Source organism: Tumebacillus permanentifrigoris, assembly GCF_003148565.1.
Classification (GTDB): Bacteria; Bacillota; Bacilli; order Tumebacillales; family Tumebacillaceae; genus Tumebacillus; species Tumebacillus permanentifrigoris.
The window spans coordinates 62,526-82,593 of sequence record NZ_QGGL01000004.1 but is presented as its reverse complement, the minus strand read 5'-3'; the positions used below and the strand labels follow the sequence as shown (position 1 = coordinate 82,593).

17 protein-coding genes, 2 tRNA genes and 1 riboswitch are annotated in these 20,068 nt (G+C 56.3%); of the genes, 14 read left to right on the top strand and 5 right to left on the bottom strand.

Annotated features, from left to right (window positions below):
* Positions 1-65: 65 nt before the first annotated feature.
* The 4 genes from C7459_RS05650 (at position 66) to C7459_RS05635 (ending at position 4,865) form a co-directional block, all read left to right on the top strand.
* Positions 66-743 (top strand): response regulator transcription factor, encoded by a 678-nt coding sequence (locus tag C7459_RS05650; protein ID WP_109687580.1) that lies wholly within the window; start codon positions 66-68, stop codon positions 741-743.
* Positions 740-2,119 carry a sensor histidine kinase gene (locus C7459_RS05645; protein WP_109687243.1) on the top strand — a complete coding sequence of 460 codons (1,380 nt, stop codon included), beginning with the start codon at positions 740-742 and terminating at the stop codon, positions 2,117-2,119. The genes C7459_RS05650 and C7459_RS05645 overlap by 4 nt, the downstream gene beginning before the upstream one ends.
* A 90-nt stretch (positions 2,120-2,209) precedes the next feature.
* On the top strand, positions 2,210-4,411 hold the full coding sequence (locus C7459_RS05640) for an MMPL family transporter (RefSeq protein ID WP_109687242.1): 2,202 nt from the start codon (positions 2,210-2,212) through the stop codon (positions 4,409-4,411).
* Complete coding sequence (locus tag C7459_RS05635; protein WP_109687240.1) at positions 4,401-4,865, top strand: hypothetical protein; 465 nt, start codon at positions 4,401-4,403, stop codon at positions 4,863-4,865. Before C7459_RS05640 ends, C7459_RS05635 begins: the two co-directional genes overlap by 11 nt.
* Before the next feature lie 103 nt (positions 4,866-4,968).
* On the opposite strand, the gene C7459_RS05630 is transcribed toward C7459_RS05635, so the two are convergent.
* From C7459_RS05630 to rseP, 3 genes are all read right to left on the bottom strand, one after another.
* Positions 4,969-5,045 (bottom strand) — tRNA-Pro (locus C7459_RS05630).
* A 25-nt stretch (positions 5,046-5,070) separates the two neighbouring features.
* Positions 5,071-5,147 (bottom strand) — tRNA-Pro (locus tag C7459_RS05625).
* A gap of 136 nt (positions 5,148-5,283) precedes the next feature.
* Positions 5,284-6,321: an RIP metalloprotease RseP gene (gene rseP, locus C7459_RS05620; RefSeq protein ID WP_170119292.1), complete on the bottom strand. Its 1,038-nt coding sequence runs from the start codon at positions 6,319-6,321 to the stop codon at positions 5,284-5,286.
* Positions 6,322-6,484: 163 nt separating this feature from the next.
* Between rseP and C7459_RS05615 the strand changes: the two genes are divergently transcribed.
* The 8 genes from C7459_RS05615 to C7459_RS05580 all read left to right on the top strand — a co-directional run bounded on the left by C7459_RS05615 (position 6,485) and on the right by C7459_RS05580 (position 16,810).
* Positions 6,485-7,540: an AAA family ATPase gene (locus C7459_RS05615; protein WP_109687236.1), complete on the top strand. Its 1,056-nt coding sequence runs from the start codon at positions 6,485-6,487 to the stop codon at positions 7,538-7,540.
* A gap of 123 nt (positions 7,541-7,663) precedes the next feature.
* Positions 7,664-9,913, top strand: a complete 2,250-nt coding sequence (gene pcrA / locus C7459_RS05610) for a DNA helicase PcrA (RefSeq protein WP_109687234.1) — start codon at positions 7,664-7,666, stop codon at positions 9,911-9,913.
* 97 nt (positions 9,914-10,010) lie between these two features.
* A complete protein-coding gene (locus tag C7459_RS05605; protein ID WP_109687232.1) occupies positions 10,011-11,213 on the top strand; it encodes a bifunctional 3,4-dihydroxy-2-butanone-4-phosphate synthase/GTP cyclohydrolase II in 1,203 nt (400 codons plus the stop codon).
* A gap of 77 nt (positions 11,214-11,290) precedes the next feature.
* Positions 11,291-13,318, top strand: a complete 2,028-nt coding sequence (gene ligA / locus C7459_RS05600; protein ID WP_342766656.1) for an NAD-dependent DNA ligase LigA — start codon at positions 11,291-11,293, stop codon at positions 13,316-13,318.
* Positions 13,319-13,493: 175 nt separating this feature from the next.
* Positions 13,494-14,018, top strand: a complete 525-nt coding sequence (locus C7459_RS05595) for a TlpA family protein disulfide reductase (protein WP_109687228.1) — start codon at positions 13,494-13,496, stop codon at positions 14,016-14,018.
* An 88-nt stretch (positions 14,019-14,106) separates the two neighbouring features.
* The gene (locus C7459_RS05590; protein WP_109687226.1) at positions 14,107-15,120 is read left to right on the top strand and encodes a YeiH family protein; all 1,014 of its coding nucleotides are present in this window, start codon (positions 14,107-14,109) and stop codon (positions 15,118-15,120) included.
* Positions 15,121-15,257: 137 nt separating this feature from the next.
* Entirely contained in the window at positions 15,258-16,529 is a 1,272-nt protein-coding gene (murA, locus tag C7459_RS05585) for a UDP-N-acetylglucosamine 1-carboxyvinyltransferase (RefSeq protein WP_109687223.1), read from the top strand.
* 23 nt (positions 16,530-16,552) lie between these two features.
* Positions 16,553-16,810 (top strand): IreB family regulatory phosphoprotein, encoded by a 258-nt coding sequence (locus C7459_RS05580; protein ID WP_109687221.1) that lies wholly within the window; start codon positions 16,553-16,555, stop codon positions 16,808-16,810.
* Between the two features lie 46 nt (positions 16,811-16,856).
* Here the strand turns inward: C7459_RS05580 and C7459_RS05575 are convergent, their stop codons facing one another.
* Both C7459_RS05575 and C7459_RS23185 read right to left on the bottom strand, forming a co-directional pair.
* On the bottom strand, positions 16,857-17,579 hold the full coding sequence (locus tag C7459_RS05575) for an NlpC/P60 family protein (RefSeq protein WP_109687219.1): 723 nt from the start codon (positions 17,577-17,579) through the stop codon (positions 16,857-16,859).
* Positions 17,580-17,717: 138 nt separating this feature from the next.
* The gene (locus tag C7459_RS23185; protein ID WP_170119291.1) at positions 17,718-17,861 is read right to left on the bottom strand and encodes a hypothetical protein; all 144 of its coding nucleotides are present in this window, start codon (positions 17,859-17,861) and stop codon (positions 17,718-17,720) included.
* A 252-nt stretch (positions 17,862-18,113) separates the two neighbouring features.
* On the opposite strand from C7459_RS23185, the gene C7459_RS05570 reads away from it, so the two are divergent.
* A complete protein-coding gene (locus C7459_RS05570) occupies positions 18,114-19,103 on the top strand; it encodes an MraY family glycosyltransferase (RefSeq protein ID WP_109687217.1) in 990 nt (329 codons plus the stop codon).
* A gap of 99 nt (positions 19,104-19,202) precedes the next feature.
* A riboswitch (cyclic di-AMP (ydaO/yuaA leader) is annotated at positions 19,203-19,361 on the top strand.
* Positions 19,362-19,562: 201 nt separating this feature from the next.
* On the top strand, positions 19,563-19,952 hold the full coding sequence (locus tag C7459_RS05565) for a Na-translocating system protein MpsC family protein (RefSeq protein WP_109687215.1): 390 nt from the start codon (positions 19,563-19,565) through the stop codon (positions 19,950-19,952).
* Positions 19,953-20,068 lie beyond the last annotated feature (116 nt).

Here is a 20,068-nt window from a genome sequence, read left to right as displayed (position 1 = left end):
AAGATAAAAAGGCACGATCTCTGCAAGGAGATTGCGCCTTTTTTTTAAAATGAGGGATGACCGACATGAGAATCCATATCTTGATCGCAGACGATGACCCACATATCCTCACCTTGGTCCGATTTTATCTGCAAAAGGAAGGCTATGCCGTGCTACAGGCAGAGGACGGCAGCGTTGCCTCTCAACTGTTGGAGGAACAAAAAGTTCATCTGGCGGTGGTCGATGTGATGATGCCGGGCAAGGACGGGCTCGAACTCTGCCGTGAAATTCGCGATGTGTACGACATCCCCGTGATCTTGCTGACGGCCAAAGGCGAGATGGAGGACAAGGAGCAGGGCTTTTTGGCGGGCACCGATGATTATCTGGTGAAGCCGTTCGAACCGCGAGAGTTGTTGTTTCGGATCAAAGCCCTCCTTCGTCGCTACCAGTTGGTTTCCGGAGAGGTGATGCAGTTCGGCCAGACGGTGATCGACCTGCAGACCTATGAAGTGCGGGTTGGCGAGTTGGTGCTGACATTGCCGCGCAAGGAATTTGAACTGCTTGCCCTGCTCGCCAGCAATGCAGGGCGCATCCTCACCCGCGAACAATTGATCCAACGCATCTGGGGGATCGATTACGCAGGAGATAGTCGGACGGTCGATGTTCATATCAAACGCCTGCGCGAACGGCTGGCGATCTCCACAGATCTCGCCATCGTGACCGCACGCGGGCTTGGCTACAAGTTGGAGGGGCAGGAGGCATGAGAACGCTCTACTTTCGCATCGTGATCACGATGATCTTGATCGTGGTGAGCAGCAGTGCAATCGCGTTTCTGCTGTCCAATTTTTACTACCAGCACTACCTCAAGGCGTACAACGAGCAGAAACTGATGAGCGTTTTGGAGAGCGCGGTTGAAGCGTATGAGGCGCACCCGACCCTTCCAGTCGACGAGTATCTGACGAACATCTCCCACTATAACTATCAGGTCTACGCCGTCGACGAACATGGGCATGGCGTGTGGTATGGGGCTCCCTTTCACGGCGAAGCGTTGGACCCGGCGATGGTGCAACAGGTGCGCGAGGGCGAGAAGTACCACGGGATCTTGGAGCACCAGCACGGATGGCTGGTGATCGGCTTTTTTCAAAACACGTTGGCGAACTCCGTCGGGATGCCGTTGCACGCAGAGGGGCAGACCTACGCGGTGTTTCTGCGGCCGAACATCGAGCGGATGTTTGGCGAAGTGCGCGACTTGCTGCGGATGATGGTGGTATACACCTCGCTGCTCAGTGTCGCGTTGCTGATCATCGGCACCCGCTACTTGGTCAAACCGATCAAGCGGCTGACCGGGGCTACGCAACAATTGGCGGCGGGAGAATTCGACATCCGCTTGGACTTGACGCGCCGTGATGAGATCGGGGAACTGGCGCAACACTTCGCCCAGATGGCGGAGCAGTTGAAAAAAGTAGATGCGATGCGCCAAGAGTTTGTGGCGAACGTCTCGCACGAAATCCAATCTCCGCTAACCTCGATCAAGGGATTTTCGCAGGCGTTGCGCACCGCAGGCTTGGAGCGTGAGGAACAGGAGTCCTACTTGGCGATCATCGAAGCGGAGAGTGAGCGGCTGTCCTCGCTGAGCAAGCAACTGCTCACCCTCGCCTCTCTGGAACAGGAGACGATGCAACTGGAGCGATCTCCCTATCGACTCGATGAACAGATCCGCCAAGCGGTGTTGATGCTGGAATGGCAGTGGCGGGAGAAAGGCATTGAGTTGGAACTGCACCTCGCAGAACTCACCGTGCAGGCCGACTCCCAGATGCTCCATCTCGTGTGGATCAATCTGTTGACCAACAGCATCAAATTTACCCCTGCAGGCGGGGTGATTACCGTCCAGTTGACAGCGGACAGGACACCGGTACACGTGCAGGTGCGGGACACGGGGGTCGGAATCCCGCCCGCCGAACTGCCACGCGTTTTCGAGCGGTTTTACAAGGCGGACAAGTCGCGCAATCGCACGCGTTCCGGTAGCGGGTTGGGGTTGGCGATCGTCCACAAGGTCATCAGGTTGCATGGGGGAACGGTCGAGGTCACGAGTGAACTCGGGGTGGGGACCGAGGTTCAGGTCAAACTGCCTCGGCTGTAATCTAGAGTTCATCTTTTGTTCATCTGCGGGTTTTAGTATTCGGGTTAGCAACGAATGCTGCAACCGCAGAGGAATGGGAGGTAGAAACTTATGTATGCCCTACTAGAGGCTGTCACATCGTTTGCCAGCAGCAAGCGAGGTTCCAAACTCATCATCGGACTATGGGTGGCCGTGGTGCTCGTGCTGTCTGTCTTCGCACCCGCAAGCAAGGAGTTTGCCGTCAATTCCAACGCGTCAGATCTTCCATCTGACCTTCCTTCTGAAGTATCGCGGATGGCTTTGGAACGTCACTTTCCCGTCAGCAGTGGTTTGCCTGCCCTGTTGGTCTTCCATGACCAAGCGGCGTTGACCGCGGTCGAAACCCAACAGGTTCAGCAGATCAGCCAGTGGCTCGCAGCGTCGCCGCCGGAGGGTGTGGCACAGTCGACGCCCTTGCACAGCATGCCGCCTGCCGCATGGGGAACGTTTTTCTCCGAGGACAGGACCACGCTGATGCTGCCGATCCTGCTGGAAAAAGGACTTGATTCGCATCAAGTCCACGAGGTCGTCAAAAAGCTCGATGAATCTGCCAAGCTGATGGCGATCGGGTCGATGCAAGTCCACCTCACAGGTCCGGCCGGGATCGCGTCAGACGCCATCAGCGTGTTTGCCAAGGCGGACTTCGTGCTGATGCTGACCACGATCATCCTGATCTTGGTCCTGCTGATCGTGCTGTATCGGTCACCGCTGCTGGCGGTCGTGCCGCTGGTCATCGCAGGGATTCTCTATCAATCTGCAGATCGCTTGCTCGGAATTTCCGCCCAAAACAACTGGTTTGTCGTGGAGAGCCAAGCGACTTCGATCATGATGATTCTGTTGTTTGCGGTTCTGACCGACTATTGCCTGTTCGTGTTCTCTCGCTACCGTGAGGAGCTCCGCACCACCGAGTCGCAATACGAAGCCATGCGCAACGCGATGAAGCACATGGGGGAGCCGATCTTCTTCAGCAGCAGCATCATCTTGGTTTCGGTCATCACGCTGTCTGTCGCGTTCTTCAAACCGTACCAACACTTCGCACCTGTTTTCGGAGTTGCGCTGCTCGTCGTCGTGCTCGGTGGGTTGACCTTGATTCCCGCGCTGTTCGCCCTGATCGGGCGCAAGGCATTCTGGCCGTTCATTCCCCAAGTCGGAGAAGCTGTGCGGGAGAAGGCAGGACTCTGGGACAAAATGGGCGCGCTCGTCATTCGCAAACCACGCGTGATCGCGGCCACGCTCTCCGTGATTCTGTTAGGGGTCGCACTGTTCGCCGGGAACATTCACTTCTCGTTTAACCTCATGAAGTCACTCCCGGCAGATATGCCGTCGCGTGCGGGATTTGAAGTGTTGGAACAGCACTTCCCGAAAGGCTCGCTCGCACCTGCTACCGTGGTTCTCCAATCGTCGCAACCGCTCCAAGCAGATGCGAGTTTCCAGACTGCACTAGGTTCCTTGGAGCAAGCTCTAGGTCATCTTTCAGGTGTCCAAAACGTTTCGATCACAACTCCAGCAGCGGCGCTGTCAGAGGATCAGCAGGCAGCCCGCTTCCAACTCGTGCTCGTCGACGATCCCTACGATCCGGCCGCGATGCACACGGTCGAAACGATCCGCGAGCAAGCGACCCAACTGTTGCAGGACAGTGGCTTCGATCCCGCAACGGTCTCGCTGCACATCGCCGGACAGACGGCAACCCAAGTGGATACCCGCGATGTCAGCGCACATGACACGAAACTGGTGCTGACGATCGTCATCATGCTGATCACGATCCTGTTGGTTTTCCAATCCCGGGCGCTGATTGCTCCGCTCTATATGATCGGGACGATCCTGTTGACCTATGCGACAGCGCTCGGGTTCAGTTGGTTGATTTTCCACAACGTGCTCGGATACGAGGCGTTCTCCTATCGCATCCCGCTGTACACGTTCGTATTCCTCGTGGCACTGGGTATCGACTATAACATTCTGCTGTTCTCCCGCGTGCGAGAGGAAGCGGCGATTCGGCCGTTGCCAGAAGCGATTCGCCGTGCCGTCTCGTTGACGGGCAAGACGATTTCCTCGGCAGGCTTGATCCTCGTCGCAACGTTCGCCGTGTTGATGACACAACCGCTCCAAGAACTGATGCTGTTTGGATTCGTGGTCGGGATGGGCGTGTTGATCGATACGTTCCTCGTCCGCGGCTTGCTGATGCCTGCATTACTGGTACTGCTCGGCCAGTGGAACTGGTGGCCGGGTCGCAAACAAAACAACGAGAGAGCAGGAGGAACATTCCATGGAAACTGAACTGTTACTGTTTTTGCACCTGTTAGGACTGAGTTTCTGGATCGGCTCGATGGTGTTGCTCGTGATCTTGTTGCTCGCCGTGCGCCGGAACTTGACATCGTGGAACGGAACCCCGCTGTTCCTCTGGATCACCCGGCTGGTCACCCGATTTTTGAATGTGGCGGCGCTGGTCGTACTGGTTTCAGGTGGCGGCTTGATTCAGATGTTGGGGTACACACAAGCGTCGAAACCGCTCTGGATCAAACTGATGGAACAGGGCGGCGGGTTGACCCTGCTGCTGTTCATCGTGGTCATGACGTGGTTTGGCAACCGGGCCAGAAAGCAACTGCGCGCTCCACAAGACCCTGCCCGCAGTGACGTACCGAAATGGATGACCCGCTACTCGACAGCGCTCAGCCTGTTCGCAACGCTCGCTGTCCTCGTGCTCATGGTGGTCAGCTTCCGCGTGAGTTAAAAAAGAGACTCCCAACGCATGCGTTGGGAGTCTCTTTTTATCTGAATAGCAAGCAGAGCAATACGCAAAAAAACCACCGATCCGAAGATCAGTGGCTTTTATCTGGTCGGAATGCAGGGATTCGAACCCTGGACCTCACGCTCCCGAAGCGTGCGCGCTACCAAGCTGCGCTACATTCCGATATCAAGTTGTGGTAGGGAGAAAATGGTCGGAATGCAGGGATTCGAACCCTGGACCTCACGCTCCCGAAGCGTGCGCGCTACCAAGCTGCGCTACATTCCGATGGTCTAAAAAGAGTGTCAGGCGTTGCCGACAAGAGATAATATAACACGTTCGATTTTGCGGGTCAAGCAAAAAATTCACAAGGAGCGCAACATGAAAAAATCCCCTCGCAGCGAGGGGATTTTGTGATACGTTATTATTGGTTGAAAATCTTGAATACGTCCTTGAACGTTACAATCACCATCAACGTCAGCAGGAACAGAATCCCGATGAAGTTGATGCTTGCCTCGCGCTCCAGCGGAATCCGCTTGCCGCGACGCAACCATTCGATGACGAGGAACACCAAGCGACCTCCATCGAGCGCCGGGAACGGCATGATGTTCAGGACGGCGAGGTTGCAACTCAGGAACGCGACGATATACAGGAAGTCGGGCACGCCCGTCTGCGATGCTTCGCCGGTGATGCGCACGATCTCGACCGGACCGCCGATTTCTTTGAGTGAGACGTGACCACTGATGAGCATCTTGAAACCTTCGAAGACTTTGCTCGTGATCTTGCCCGTGTCGACGAACGCGTCCGATACGGTTTGACCGAAACTGCCCGTCTTCACCCATTGCGTCGATTGTTGCGGCACGACGCCGATCGCGACGTTGTCGTTGGTTTTCTTAGGCGTAACCGTGATCGGTAACATCTGTCCGTCGCGGTTGAGTTCCAGCTTGAGCGGTTGTCCTTCATGAGCCTTGACCGTTGCTGAGAATTGCTCGAACGACGAGAACTTCTCTCCTTCGATCGTGGCGATCTGATCGCCTGCTTTGACGCCAGCCGCTTGCGCCGGAGAATCAGCGACAACTTGCTCGATGACGTTGGTCACCTGTGCGGTCGGATGACCGTAGACGTTGTACATCAACAACAGGATCAGGAACGCGCCGATCAAATTCATGATCACGCCCGCCACGATGACGAGAATCCGCCCAGCTAACGGACGGTTGTTGAAAGCATCTGGTGCGTCTGCTGCTTCGGGATTGTCCTCTCCGAGCATCTTCACGTATCCGCCGAGCGGAATCCAGTTGAGACGGTAGGCGATGCCTTTGCGTTTGTGCTTGATGATCGCCGGGCCGAAGCCGATGGCGAACTCCTCAACGCGAACGCCTACGGCGCGTGCAGCCCAAAAGTGTCCCAACTCGTGAATGAAGATGAGGAACCCAAGTGCGAGTAGGGCCATCACGATATTCATTCGTTCCATCACTCCCGTATCTAATATGTAGGCGGTTGCATCCAATCATACTTATGTTACGCAAATTGCCGATATTCCTTATTATAGCATAAAAAATCCTCCTACTGTGAGGGCACGATCGACCCGTTTCTGAGCATCCTATGACCGAAGGAGGGACGCGCCCATGTCCATGTTGACGTTGTGTATCGGGTTCCCGACCCAGAGCAAGACGGCGCTGGCCCAGCAGCGAGCCAACGCTTCGGACGCACTCCTCGTCCGAGCAGACGATGAGTTGATCCCGCGTGAATGTACGGAAGCGTTGCAGGCTGGACGACCGGTCGTCGTCGATGCCCCGCACCGTTTGCCGAAGCATAGAAAGCTGTACCTCGACCTCGCCCGGCGCCACAACTACCGGACGGAGGCGTTGTTTTGGAACGTTTCCTTGGAACAAGCGATCCCCGACAGCACGCTCTCGAAACGCGCCTTGCAGAAATACCAGCGCCATCTCCAAGTTCCCACCACGGTGGAAGACTTCGACCACTTCGAAGTGCTGACGACGGAGCCGGTGCAGGCAGCGGCGCAGGCGTTTTTCCAAGAGCAGGAAGGCCGCTTGATAAACAATCCCACCGAACTGATCCGCGACTTGGAGCGCGAGGGTTCCTTGCAGGCATGGTTGCCAGAACTGCACGCGGCCATCCCTGTCGACCAGCACAATCCGCACCATCGCTTCACCGTCTATGAACACATCATGAAGGCGACCGCTGTCATCGGCGGCACCTCGCTGAAGTACGTCTGGACGATGCTCCTGCACGACATCGGCAAAGCCTACCCTGGCATCAAGCAGTTCACCGGCAGTTTCAAGCAAGACCACGGCAAGTGGCGCAAAAAGGACTTCGTCCTCATCGAAAATGGGGCCGACATCCGCGAGGGTCGCGATTCCGGTGACTTCTACGTGGTGCAAGGGGCGAAAGTTCCGCGCGAATTGATCAACAGTGACCTCAACGGACACTTCTACCAGCATGAAAACATCGGCGCACAGATGGCGTTTCGCGTGCTGACCCGCTTGGGCTACCCGCATGACTTTGCGCGGGAAGTGATGACCTTGGTCCAGTTCCACATGTTGCTGCCCTATGAGACAGAAACGGCAGACCTCGGGGAGTTGCGCAAGTTTTATGAGAGAGTCGGGCCCTATGCGGCCGATCTGTTGTTGGTGCGCTTGGCAGACTCCAGAGGGAAATAAATCGCGTATACGAAGCAAGAGCCCAGAGTTTCAGATTCTGGGCTCATTTTTGGTGATGTTTGGAGAACGGATGTTTGCTATACTGGAGAGAATGACAAAGAGACTTCACATGAGGTGTTGCACATGTTTTCCATACAGAACGCAGATTCGATTCTCCAAGGAATGAATCCGCAACAACAAGAAGCGGTCAAGCATGCAAACGGTCCGCTCCTGATCATCGCAGGGGCTGGGACGGGCAAGACATCGGTACTGACCCGCCGCATCGCCTACATGATTCAGGAAAAACGCATCGCGCCGTGGCACATCCTCGCGATCACGTTCACGAACAAAGCAGCGGCGGAGATGCGCGAGCGCGTCGAAGGGCTGATCGGGCCGACGGCGTATGACGTCTGGATCTCCACGTTCCACTCGATGTGTGTGCGCGTGCTGCGCCGCGACGCGGTGAAACTCGGCTACACGAACTCCTTTACGATCCTCGATGCTGGGGATCAGTTGACGGCGGTCAAGCAAGTGCTGAAGGAACTCAACCTCGACCCGAAAAAGTTCGACCCGCGCGGCTTGCTCGCGACGATTTCGAACGCCAAAAATGAACTGCTCACGCCGGAAGCGTATGCGAAAACGGTGCGGGAGGGCGACGTTTTTGGCAAGACAGCGGTAGAGGTCTATGTTGCGTACCAGCGCAAGTTGAAGGGAAACAATTCGTTTGATTTCGACGATCTGATCATGAAGACCGTCTATCTGTTCGAGCATCATGAGGATGTGCTGACCTACTACCAGAACCGCTTGCACTACCTGCATGTGGACGAGTATCAAGATACGAACCGTGCCCAGTACAAATTGGTGCAATTGCTGGCGAAAAAGCAGCGCAACATCTGCGTCGTCGGCGACTCCGACCAATCGATCTACGCATGGCGTGGGGCGGATATCTCGAACATCCTCAATTTTGAAAAAGACTACCCGGAAGCCACCGTCATCAAGCTGGAGCAGAACTACCGCTCTGTCGGCAAAGTGTTGAAGGCAGCCAACGAAGTGATCCGCAACAACAATGAGCGCAAGGAGAAAAACCTCTGGTCGACCAAGCCGGAGGGTGAGGCGATCAAGTTGTTCAAAGCGTATGACGAGCACACCGAGGCGCAATTTGTCGTGGGCCAAGCGATTCAGCATGTCAAACAAGGTGGAAAATACTCCGATATCGCCGTGTTGTACCGCACGAACGCCCAGTCTCGTGTAATCGAGGAAGCGATCATCAAGTCGGATGTGCATGTTCCGTACCAGATCTTCGGCGGCTTGAAGTTCTACGAGCGCAAGGAGATCAAGGACACGCTCGCCTACCTGAAACTGATCGCCAACCAGAGCGACGACTTCTCCTGGGAGCGGATCATCAATGTTCCGAAGCGCGGTGTCGGGAGTACGAGCGTGGAAAAAATCCTGTCCTTCGCCCGTCAGCAAGGCATCTCTGCTTTTGAAGCGTGCAAGGAAATTGATCACATCGGCATCAAAGGCAAGGGAGCAGCGGCGATTCGCGAGTTTGTGGCGCTGGTCTCGATGTTCGCCGAGCAAGTGAAGTTCATGCCGCTGACCGACGTGACCCACGCGGTGTTGGAAAAGACTCTGTACCGCCAAGAGCTGGAGCTGGAGAAGACCTTGGAAGCGGATTCGAGGCTGGAGAACTTGGACGAATTCCTGTCGGTGACAGCAGAGTTCGACCAGAAGCACGAGATGACCGAAGAGGATCGCCTGATCGAGTTCTTGGGCGAAGTCGCGTTGCTTGCCGACAGCGAACAAGGCCAAGGCAATCTCGAAGACGGGCAGGAGAAAGCAGCGCGGGAGTCGGTCACGATGATGACCCTGCACGCAGCGAAAGGGTTGGAATTCCCGGTTGTCTTCCTCGTCGGCTTAGAGGAGGGCGTGTTCCCGAGCGCCCGCGCGATGATCGAAGACCCGACCGAAGTGGAGGAAGAGCGCCGCTTGATGTATGTCGGGATCACGCGTGCGGAGGAGAAGCTCTACATGTCCTACGCCCAATCGCGGATGCAGTACGGCCAGACGAAAATGAACCCGCCGTCGCGCTTCCTAAAAGAGATCCCGCCGGAGCTGGTCGATGACGTCGGGGCGATGCGCCGCCAAGCGGTGGCCACCAACCCCAACCGCGAGAAACCGACCACCAACCTCGGCACGCGCATCCCGGCAAACTTCGGGGCGGACATGAGCCTGACGTGGGAGGTCGGGGAGCACGTCGAGCACCGCAAGTGGGGAACGGGCAAGATCGTCGACACGGAAAATAGCGGGGATGATCTGGAATTGTACATCGAGTTCCCGGATCAAGGTGTGAAAAAACTCTTGGCGAGATTCGCACCGATTACAAAATCGTAGCCTCATGTGATCGCGGTCATAGTTCAACACGCGGATATTTTCTACACTCAGAATAGAAGCTATAGCTAGCAGAGGTAGTTTGAGGAGGCAGTGAGAGATGGCGAAGTTTCACTCCATCAAGGAAGCGTTAGAAGACCTGCGCAACGGAAAAGTCGTAATCGTCGTGGATGACGAGGACCGCGAGAACGAAGGCGATTTTATCGCGCTGGCGGAGCATGCAACCCCGGAAGTGATCAATTTCATGATCACGGAGGGACGTGGCTTGGTCTGTGTGCCGATCACCGAAAAACGTGCCCGTCAGCTCGGGCTCACCTCGATGGTTGAGGAGAACACGGACTCGCACGGCACCGCATTTACCGTGTCTGTCGATGCGAAGGACGGCACGACCACGGGAATCTCCGCTTACGAGCGTTCGGTCACCGTGCAACGACTGATCGACGAAAAGCTCGTCGGTGCTGACTTTAAAAAACCGGGTCACATCTTCCCGCTCGTCGCCAAGGACGGAGGGGTTTTGCGCCGTGCCGGGCATACCGAAGCGGCGATCGACCTCGCGCTGCTGGCCGGCTCCTACCCATCTGGCGTGATCTGCGAAGTTCTCAATGCCGACGGCACGATGGCGCGCGTCCCGGACTTGGAAAGCATCGCGACGAAGCACGATCTCAAGATGATCACGATCGCGGACCTGATCGCCTACCGCAAAAACAACGAGACCTTGATCCACCGTGCGGCCGAAGTGCGGATGCCGACCGAGTTTGGCGAGTTCCGCATGGTCGCCTACACGAACGCGATCGACGACAAAGAGCATGTGGCGATGGTCAAGGGCGACATCTCCCCGGACGAAGCGGTGCTCGTGCGCGTACATTCCGAGTGTCTGACTGGCGATATATTCGGCTCCTGCCGCTGTGACTGTGGCCCGCAAAAAGAAGCCGCGCTGCGCCAGATCAACGAAGCGGGCAAAGGCGTGCTGCTCTACATGCGTCAGGAAGGCCGTGGAATCGGCTTGATCAACAAGCTCAAAGCCTACCAGTTGCAAGACCAAGGCTACGACACGGTCGAAGCGAACGAACAACTGGGGTTCGCCGCTGACCTGCGCGAGTACGGCATCGGTGCCCAGATCCTGCGCGACTTGGGCGTGCGCAAGATCCGCCTGCTGACCAACAACCCGCGCAAGATCGCCGGGATCGAAGGTCACGGCCTCGAAGTAGCCGAGCGCGTGGCGATCCAGATGCAGCACAACCCAGACAATGAAGACTACCTCAAAACCAAGAAAAACAAGCTCGGACACATGCTGAATATCTAATTATCTGATGAGAAAAAGGCATGCGGCCGCGGGCGCGGATGCATGCCCTTTTTCAGGTACATACGAGGTGAGAACCTGTGCAGGAGAGAATGCGCGAGTTGATCGAACTGTTGAATGATCTGGACTTCCACTACTACAACTTGGACCGGCCGAAAGTGACCGATGCGGAGTATGACCGTCTGTATGACGAACTGACTGCGCTCGAAGCGGAAAGTGGCATCGTGTTGCCCGAATCACCCACACAACGGGTGGGCAACGGCGTGGTCATCGAGTCGTTCGAGGAGCACAAGCATCTGGCGCGGCTGTGGAGTCTGGACAAGGCGCAGAGTGCGGATGTGCTGCGCGAGTGGGATAAGCGCGTTCGCAAGTTGATCGAGGATTACAACCAGAAAAACCCGGAGGCAGACCCACTGCCGGCTCCGACGTATATCTTGGAGCAGAAATTTGACGGGCTCACGATCAACCTGACCTACGACGGCGGCTCGCTGGTCCAAGCGGCGACCCGTGGGCGCGGTGTGGTCGGAGAATCGGTGTTGCCGCAGATTCGGACGATCCGTTCGGTGCCGCTGGCGATTGAGTACCAAGGCTTGATCGAAGTGCAAGGCGAAGTGATCATGCCGCTATCTGAGTTGCAGCGCTACAACCAAAAAGCGGTCGAAGTCGGCGCGGAACTGTTGAAAAACGCCCGCAACGCGGCGTCCGGTGCGATCCGGCAGAAAAACGTGAGCGAGACGGCCAAGCGCAACCTGAGCGCGTTTTTCTACGGCATCGGCTATGCGGCGGAGCGCGAGTTTGTGACGCATGAAGAGATGACCGAATTTTTGCGTGCCAACCGGATCAAGGCGGGGGCGTACAGCAAGTCCTTCACTGATCTGGAGGAATTGATTCTGGAGATCGACCGCTTCGACCGCGAGGATCATCCGCAGCTCGACTATTTGATCGACGGGATGGTCATCAAGTTGAATGACATCCGCACGCGCAATGTGCTCGGGTACACCGACAAATTCCCGCGCTGGGCGGTGGCGTTCAAGTTTGAAGCGGAGGAGTATTCGACGATTCTGCACAGCGTGGAGTGGGATGTCGGACGCACGGGCAAGATCACGCCGACGGCGCTGTTGGAGCCGGTGGATATCGGCGGTGTGACCGTACAGCGAGCCACCCTGAACAATTGGGGCGACATCCAGCGCAAGGGTGTAGACATCGGGTGCCGTGTGGCGATCCGTCGGTCGAATGACGTGATTCCCGAAGTGCTGTACAAACTCGATGATGAGACGTTGGAGACGCGACCGATTGAGAAGCCGGAGCAATGCCCGAGCTGTGGGGCTGAGTTGGTGGAGAAGGGCGCGCACATGTTCTGCCCGAACGTGACGGGGTGTGCAACACAGGTCATCGAGCGCGTGTCACACTTTGCGAGTCGCGGTGGGATGGACATCGAGACATTCTCGATCAAGACGGCGGAGCAGTTGTTCCGAGAGTTGGGGATCAACGATCCGGCGGACCTGTATGACCCGGAGAAGTTGTCGCTGGACCAGTTGGTCGGCCTGCCGCGTTTCGGGCAGAAAAAAGCCGAGAACTTGATCAAAGCGCTGGAGAAAAGCAAAGACTGCGATCTGGCCGCGTTCTTGAACGCGCTTGGAATTCCGAATACGGGGACGCGGATGTGCCGTGATCTGGCGGAGACATTTGGGTCTTTGGAAGCGGTGCGTGCGGCGGAATTTGAGCAGTTGGTGGCAATTCCGGGGTTTGGCGACATCGTGGCGGAGAGCGTGGTGAGCTTTTTTGCGATGGAGCGGATCAACGAGAGCCTCGACCGGATGCTCGCAGCAGGAGTACGTCCACACTTTGAAGCTCCGCAGATTGCAGAGACGGCAGCGGAAAGTCCGTTTTTTGGCAAGACGGTCGTGTTGACGGGCACGTTGCAGACGATGGGTCGCAACGATGCCAAAGCCAAGCTGGAATCGCTGGGAGCCAAAGTCACAGGCAGTGTCAGCAAAAAAACCGACTTTGTCGTCGCAGGCGAGGAAGCGGGGTCCAAGTTGGACAAGGCGCAAGAACTCGGCGTGACCGTGCTGACGGAAGCCGAGTTTATCGAATTGGTGAAATAAGCAACACAAAGCAACCGCAACCCCAAACAGCCCGGTGCAAACCGGGCTGTTTGGCACAAGTTCCAGACCTGTAACTGTCGAGTTCAAGCTGGGAATCCGCAACTTCAAACTTCTGCTCGACTCTGCCTCTACACTAGTTCTTGATTAGTTCAAATCCACTTGGAGGTTCTCTGCTATGCGTTCTCGCCTACTGTTCGCGATCATCTGTTGTCTATCATTCCTCACCCTAGCAGGTTGTGGGTCCCAATCGGACACCCCAAAAGCAACCGTGGTCAAAGCCGGCTCCCCGGCTCCCGACTTCTCGCTCTCCACTTCTAGTGGGCAAGAGATCTCGCTCGCCGCCCTGCATGGCAAAAAAGTCGTGCTCAACTTCTGGGCCTCATGGTGCGGGCCGTGCAAAACGGAAATGCCCGACCTGCAGGCGATGTCTAAAAAGTACGAAGACCACGTGCAACTGATCGGCGTCAACTTGACCTCCGACGACGACCGGGAACGCGCTGTCCAGTTCATGCTGGAAAATGGATTGACGTTCCCCAGTGTCCTCGACGTTGAGGGAACGGCGAAAAAATCCTACAACATCATCGGTCTCCCCGTCACGATCTCCATCGATGGCAACGGCACCGTCGTCGAACGCCGTGATGGACAACTGACACATGAAACGATGGACGCGATGTTCACGAAGCTCCTGCAACAACCATAAGCATCACTTATCATTGGCATCACAAACGATCATTTCTCTTGCTCTGACTCCGGGCGTATGATGGAGTCAGAAACGGGGGATATCGGACATGAAACTCACATCCGTATACATGTGGCTCGGGATTGCGATGACAGCAGCACTCGCGTTGATCGGCAAAGGATTGGCGCTGGTACCGGGGCTGTCGATGATCGGCCCGATGGTGCTCGCGATCCTGCTCGGCATGTCTTGGGCCACATGGGGTCCGCAACCTACACCATCACAACCTGTCGCAATGGCCGGTGGATATACATTCGCTTCCAAATACTTGCTGCGCGCCGGGATCATCCTGCTCGGCGTGCGGCTCGACCTCCTCGCGCTGGGTCATGCAGGTGTGCGCGTGCTCGGCACGGAGATTGTTTTGGTAACCCTGACGTTGCTCGTCGGCTATTGGATCGCCCGGCGCTTTGGCGTGGATCAGCGCCTCGCGATGGTGATCGCGGCCGGGACGGCGATCTGCGGAGCGGCGGCCGCCGTCGCGATCGCCGTGCAAGTGCGCGCCCGCTCCGAACAGACGGCGCTCGGCGTCGCAACCGTCGCGGTGCTGGGAACGGTGTTCACCGTGCTCTACACGCTGCTGGCACCGTGGCTCGAACTGTCAGATGCGGCATTTGGCGCTTTTTCCGGAGCGACGCTGCACGAGATTGCGCATGTGATCGCAGCGGCTACTCCGCACGGTGCGGACAGCCTCGACAACGGTCTGCTTGTGAAACTTTCCCGCGTCGTGCTGCTCGCTCCTGTTGCGCTTTTTGTCGGTTGGAAGTTTGATCGCAAGCAAGCCTCTCCAGAAGGTCCGAAGCAACGGACCGCTCCGATTCCGTACTTCGTCCTCGGCTTCCTGCTGGTCGGTGCCTTGCATACTTGGCATGTCCTGCCTGATGCGTGGACGCAACCGCTGATCCAAACCTCGCTGTTCCTGCTCACGATGGGCATGGCCGGATTGGGCCTGCAAGTCAACATCCGGGCGCTGCGCGGCGGTGGTCGTGCTTTCCAAGCGGCGCTGATCACCTCGCTCTTGCTCGCGTTTGTCGGGTACGGTGCGACCAAAGTCCTGCTCTTTCCATAAAGAGCAGGACTTTTTTCGTCTACCCCCGCTTGTCAGGCTCCTGTGACGAAACTCTATAGTTCACGACATGTCATTCTCTCCACCACTGTGGTAAAATGTGTCTAACGAGCCAGTAAGATAATGATGAGGTGTACAACATGGAGCTACTTCGTGTGAAAGGCGGGCAACCGCTTCACGGCGAGATTCAGGCATCGGGGAGTAAAAACTCCGTTCTCGCCATCATGTGTGCCGTCCTGCTATGCGACGGCGAAACCATCTTGGAAAATGTACCTGAACTCAGCGATGTCAACACGCTGATGCAGATCTTAGAAGAAACCGGTCTCAAGTGCGAATGGATCGCCAAAAACACCGTGCGCATTCAAAATGACGGGATCACCAATTCCGAGGTCTCCGAAGAACTCGTTCGCAAAATGCGCGCGTCCTTCTCCGTCCTCGGCCCGTTGCTGGCGAAGTCCGGCAAGTCCGTGATCCCGCTTCCAGGCGGTTGCGTCATCGGCGCACGCCCGGTCGACCAGCACTTGAAAGCGATGCGTGCGCTCGGCGCCCACGTCACGATGACGGACGGTGCTGTCTCCGCCGAGATCAACGGTCGTCTCAAAGGGGCCGCGATGTTCCTCGGCACCCGCTACGGGGCAACCGTCGGCGCCACCAATGCCGCGATCTCCGCAGGCGCACTGGCCTCTGGCACGACGATCATCTACAACGCAGCACGTGAGCCCGAGATCGTCGATCTGGTGATGTTCCTCAACAAAGCAGGCGCGCGCATCCGCGGCGTCGGCACGGACATCATCACGATCGAAGGTGTCGAAAGCCTCAAAGGCGTGCGCTACAGCGTGATGGGTGACCGCATTGAGTCGGGTACCTACCTGTGCGCCGGCGTCATCACACGCGGCAAAGTCACCGTCTCCAACATCGCACCGCAGACGCTGGCGGGCCTCCCGTCCCTGCTGTTCGACATGGGCTGTGGCATCACGATGGAGGGGGACAGCATCACCGTCGATGCGTCCAACCGCGAACTGCGCCCGACCAACGTGATCACGTTCGCGTACCCTGGTTTCGCGACCGACCTGCAACCGGCGATGCTGACCTTGCTCACCGTTGCCAACGGGATCTCGTATGTGAAGGAAACCGTATTTGACGCTCGCTTCGGCTTCACGCAAGAGCTGACCCGGATGGGCGCTGACATCAAGATCAGCGGCGATACCGCGATTGTGAACGGCGTAGATGCCCTGACTGGCGCGCGCGTCGTCGCAAGCGACTTGCGGGCAGCAGGTGCGTTGATCGTTGCGGGTCTGGCTGCCAAAGGCTCGACCAACATCGAAGGTTTGCAATACCTCGACCGTGGATACGAGAACCCGGTCGAAAAGTTCAAAAGCCTCGGCGCCCACATCGAACGCGTCCAGTCTTGAACAAGAATAGGAGGGACCCCGACATGTCCAACCTCGACAAGACGATGATTTTCCGACCCGATGAACAAAACGACCTCTTGAACGAAATTCTCGAAACCGTAGTGCCGGCTCTGCGTGAACAAGGCTATGAACCGGCCCGCCAATTGGCTGGTTTCATCGTGACCGGCGAGTCCAACTACATCACTTCGTCTGGCGGTGCTCGCGCGGCGATGGCCAAGATGGACCGTCTGCTCGCCGTCGAGCAAGTTCTGCAAGACTATCTCAAAATCAAAGGCTTTTAAGCAAAAAAGACGCGTCCCGCATGGGATCGCGTCTTTTTCTTTGATCTTAGTAATGACCCGGCCAGGAGGACGGAGCGTAGCCCCAACCTGTGTAGCGGGAAGAGAAGTAGGAGGAAGTCGCAATGTTGTCTGCACGAACAACTGCTTGTGCGTTGATCATCGTGTTCTGGCCGATGTAGATGCCGACATGACCATAGTAGCCGTTGTCAGAAGCAGGTGCGAAGAACACGAGCGAACCGATCGGAGCCGAAGCCAGCGAACCGCCGGTGTTCAGGTTGTTCGAAGCCGCGATTGCGGAAGCGTACTGTCCGGTGGTGCCATAGGTGTTCTCGACGAACATCTGGCAGTACCAGTTGTAGTCGGTGCGGCCTTGAGCATCAACCGCCCATGCAACGGCGCGGTCCTTGGGACGGATGCTTGCTTTCGGAGGGAGGCCGTCGACAACTGCCGATGCGATGTATTTCTTTTGACCGCCTTCGATGTAGTAGAACCAACGCGGGTCCGGTTTGTTAAACCAAACGTCCGGGGTGATCGTGCCGTACTCGAGACCGGAGAAATACACCGTAACGTTGCCCGGCTTGGAAGCGATGATCGGATAGTTTGTACCCGGACCGGAACGAACGTTGACACCAGCGGATGCTGTGACGCCGGAGAAGCTGACGCCAAACGGGTCGACCGCATGTGCTTTTTGAATCGTGAGTTCTTGCACGCCGACAAATGCGCTCATTGCGAACGTTGCAGCTAAAGCATAGGAAACTAGTTTCTTCATACTTGATAACACTCCCTCTCTATTAATATACTGCAAATATACCATTTAAATAAAAGAATTGCAAAATAAATAAAATTCCCTTAAAACGAAAAACCCCCGACAGTCATAAAACTGTCGGGGGCTTCTCATCCTCGTACTCTAGTCGCGACTGCTGCGCATGAACTCTGACACGCTAGAACCACGGGGGGCTTTTACGCGCAGGAATGCAATTTTATTCGACAGGCGACCCAGCATGAAGACCAGGGGGATGGCGACGACGTGGAACAGGATGATACCGTTCATTGGGGAATGTCCTCCTTTAGGAAACTCGCAATTTGGCTTGGTTGCTAGAGTCTATGAGCAGAACGCGGTTGCTAGAACCACACCTTTGCCACCGACACAAAAATGTCCACTCCCACGACACGTATAGGGGAGGAAGTCCCTTCTTTTCAGGGAACAGTAATGGTATAATGGGGACGATTGTTTTCTGGGAGAATTGCGCACACTAAGGCTCAACCTGCTCATGTGGCGCAGAGGGAGGCGTACGAACTCAACATGCAATCCCTGACGCAAGGATTGATTTTTACATTGATTGTCTCGTTTGCGCTTGTATTTGTGATGATGCCAGTCTTGCGCAAAATCGCGTTGAAAACGGGTTTTGTCGACATGCCTAATGCACGGAAACTGCACAAGGAACCGATTCCCGTACTGGGCGGGGCCGGGATCTTTTTCGGATTCTTGATCACGGTAACAGCGACAGAAGCATGGTTTGGCGCACTTGATGGTCGCTACTACGGGATCGTCATCGGCGGATCGCTCCTGTTCTTGATCGGGCTCGTCGACGACTTCTACAAGACCCGGGGCAAGGACTTCCCGGCTTGGCCGAAGTTTCTCACTCAGATTGTGGCAGCCTGTGTGCTGATTAAGTTTGGTGTCAAAGTAAGTTCGATCACGATTCCGTGGATGGACCAACCGTACTATTCGTTTGCCGATCACGGCATGGAATGGCTGTCGTGGTTGGTCACGATCTTCTGGATCGTCGGGATCACCAACATGTTAAATTTCCTCGACGGTGTCGATGGACTCGCGGCGGGCATCGCCTCGATTTCTGCAACCACCTTGTTGTTCGTTTCGCTGTTGACCAGCAACAACGATGTGGCGTTTTACGCGGTGGCGCTGATCGGGGCTTGCCTGTCCTTCCTGCGTCACAACTTCCACCCGGCGCGGATCTTCATGGGCGACGCCGGTGCGACGTTCCTCGGCTTCACGCTGGCGGCGATCGCGGTGGACGGTGCCTTCAAATCGGCGACGTTCGTCTCCGTGATCGTGCCGGTGCTGGCGTTGGGCGTGCCGATTTTTGACACGGTGTTCGTGATCATCCGCCGGATCAAGGAAAAGCGACCGATCCACCATGCCGACAAGTCGCACACGTTCCACACGCTGATGAAGAGCGGGATGACACAAGTACAGACCGTCTCGTTCATGTACCTGCTGGGCATCTGCTTCTCATTGGCTTCGATCGTCGTGCTGCTCGTCAACAAGTAAGCGAAAAACTCCTCATGCACAGGCGTGAGGAGTTTTTTTTTCGCCCAAAAATTCCGCTTGCCAGCAAGACAGGAGAGGGAGTATGATAAGCACATCAAAATTGAATCACGGCCTAATTCCGGGACAGCTCGGAAACGGAGGAACCAATCCATTTGGGGTTAATCCTGCGCCTGTTGTGCGCGGGAGGGATGAGTGAAGTGCAATCTTCTCTGCCATCCTACCCGTCAGCTAACTTCGTCGGCTAAGCAGGGAAGGTCAGGAGACCTTCTGTTTGGATGGTCTTTTTGTGCGGTATACGTGCAGAATTTCCATAGAGACAGAGGCGACAGATGCGTCTTGTAACGGGTGACAGAGAGCTCAGGTGCAACTGGGCGTTCGGTAAACCGATGCAGACTTTGACCTTCTAGGAGTAGTAGGTCAAAGCCAGCATCGGTTTTTTTATGTTGTGGAGGTTGTTGAATGGGGCAGAGTTTGAAGACCAAGATCGAAGCAGATGTCAGTGAAGCCTACATCAAGTTTCAGCGCGAAATCCTCGGGCGTGGCCCGCAGGAGACCAAGACCTACCTCATGCGCGACATGATCATCGTCCGTTTGAAGGGCGTGTTGACCCACGAGGAGAAGACGCTGGTCAAAACGGACAAAGGCAAGCGACTGGTCAAGGAGATGCGCCAGACGATCCGCGAGCACTTCAGTGCCGACACGGAAGCGCTGATCTCGCAGATCACTGGGTGCAAGGTGATCTCCAGCCACAGTGATATCTCGACCAAGATCGGGGAATTCGTCGAGATGTTCATCCTCGACCGCGATCTGGAAAAATGCATACGCGACTCAGAAGTACTGGGGGATTAGACACAGGGCAGCGCGAGAGCTGTCGGGTGTTTCATAGACCGGTGTAGACTTCTGTCGTCCATCTCGGCGTGTTCTGAGGTGGAGGGCAGCAGTGTACATCGGTCTTTTTTGGCTAA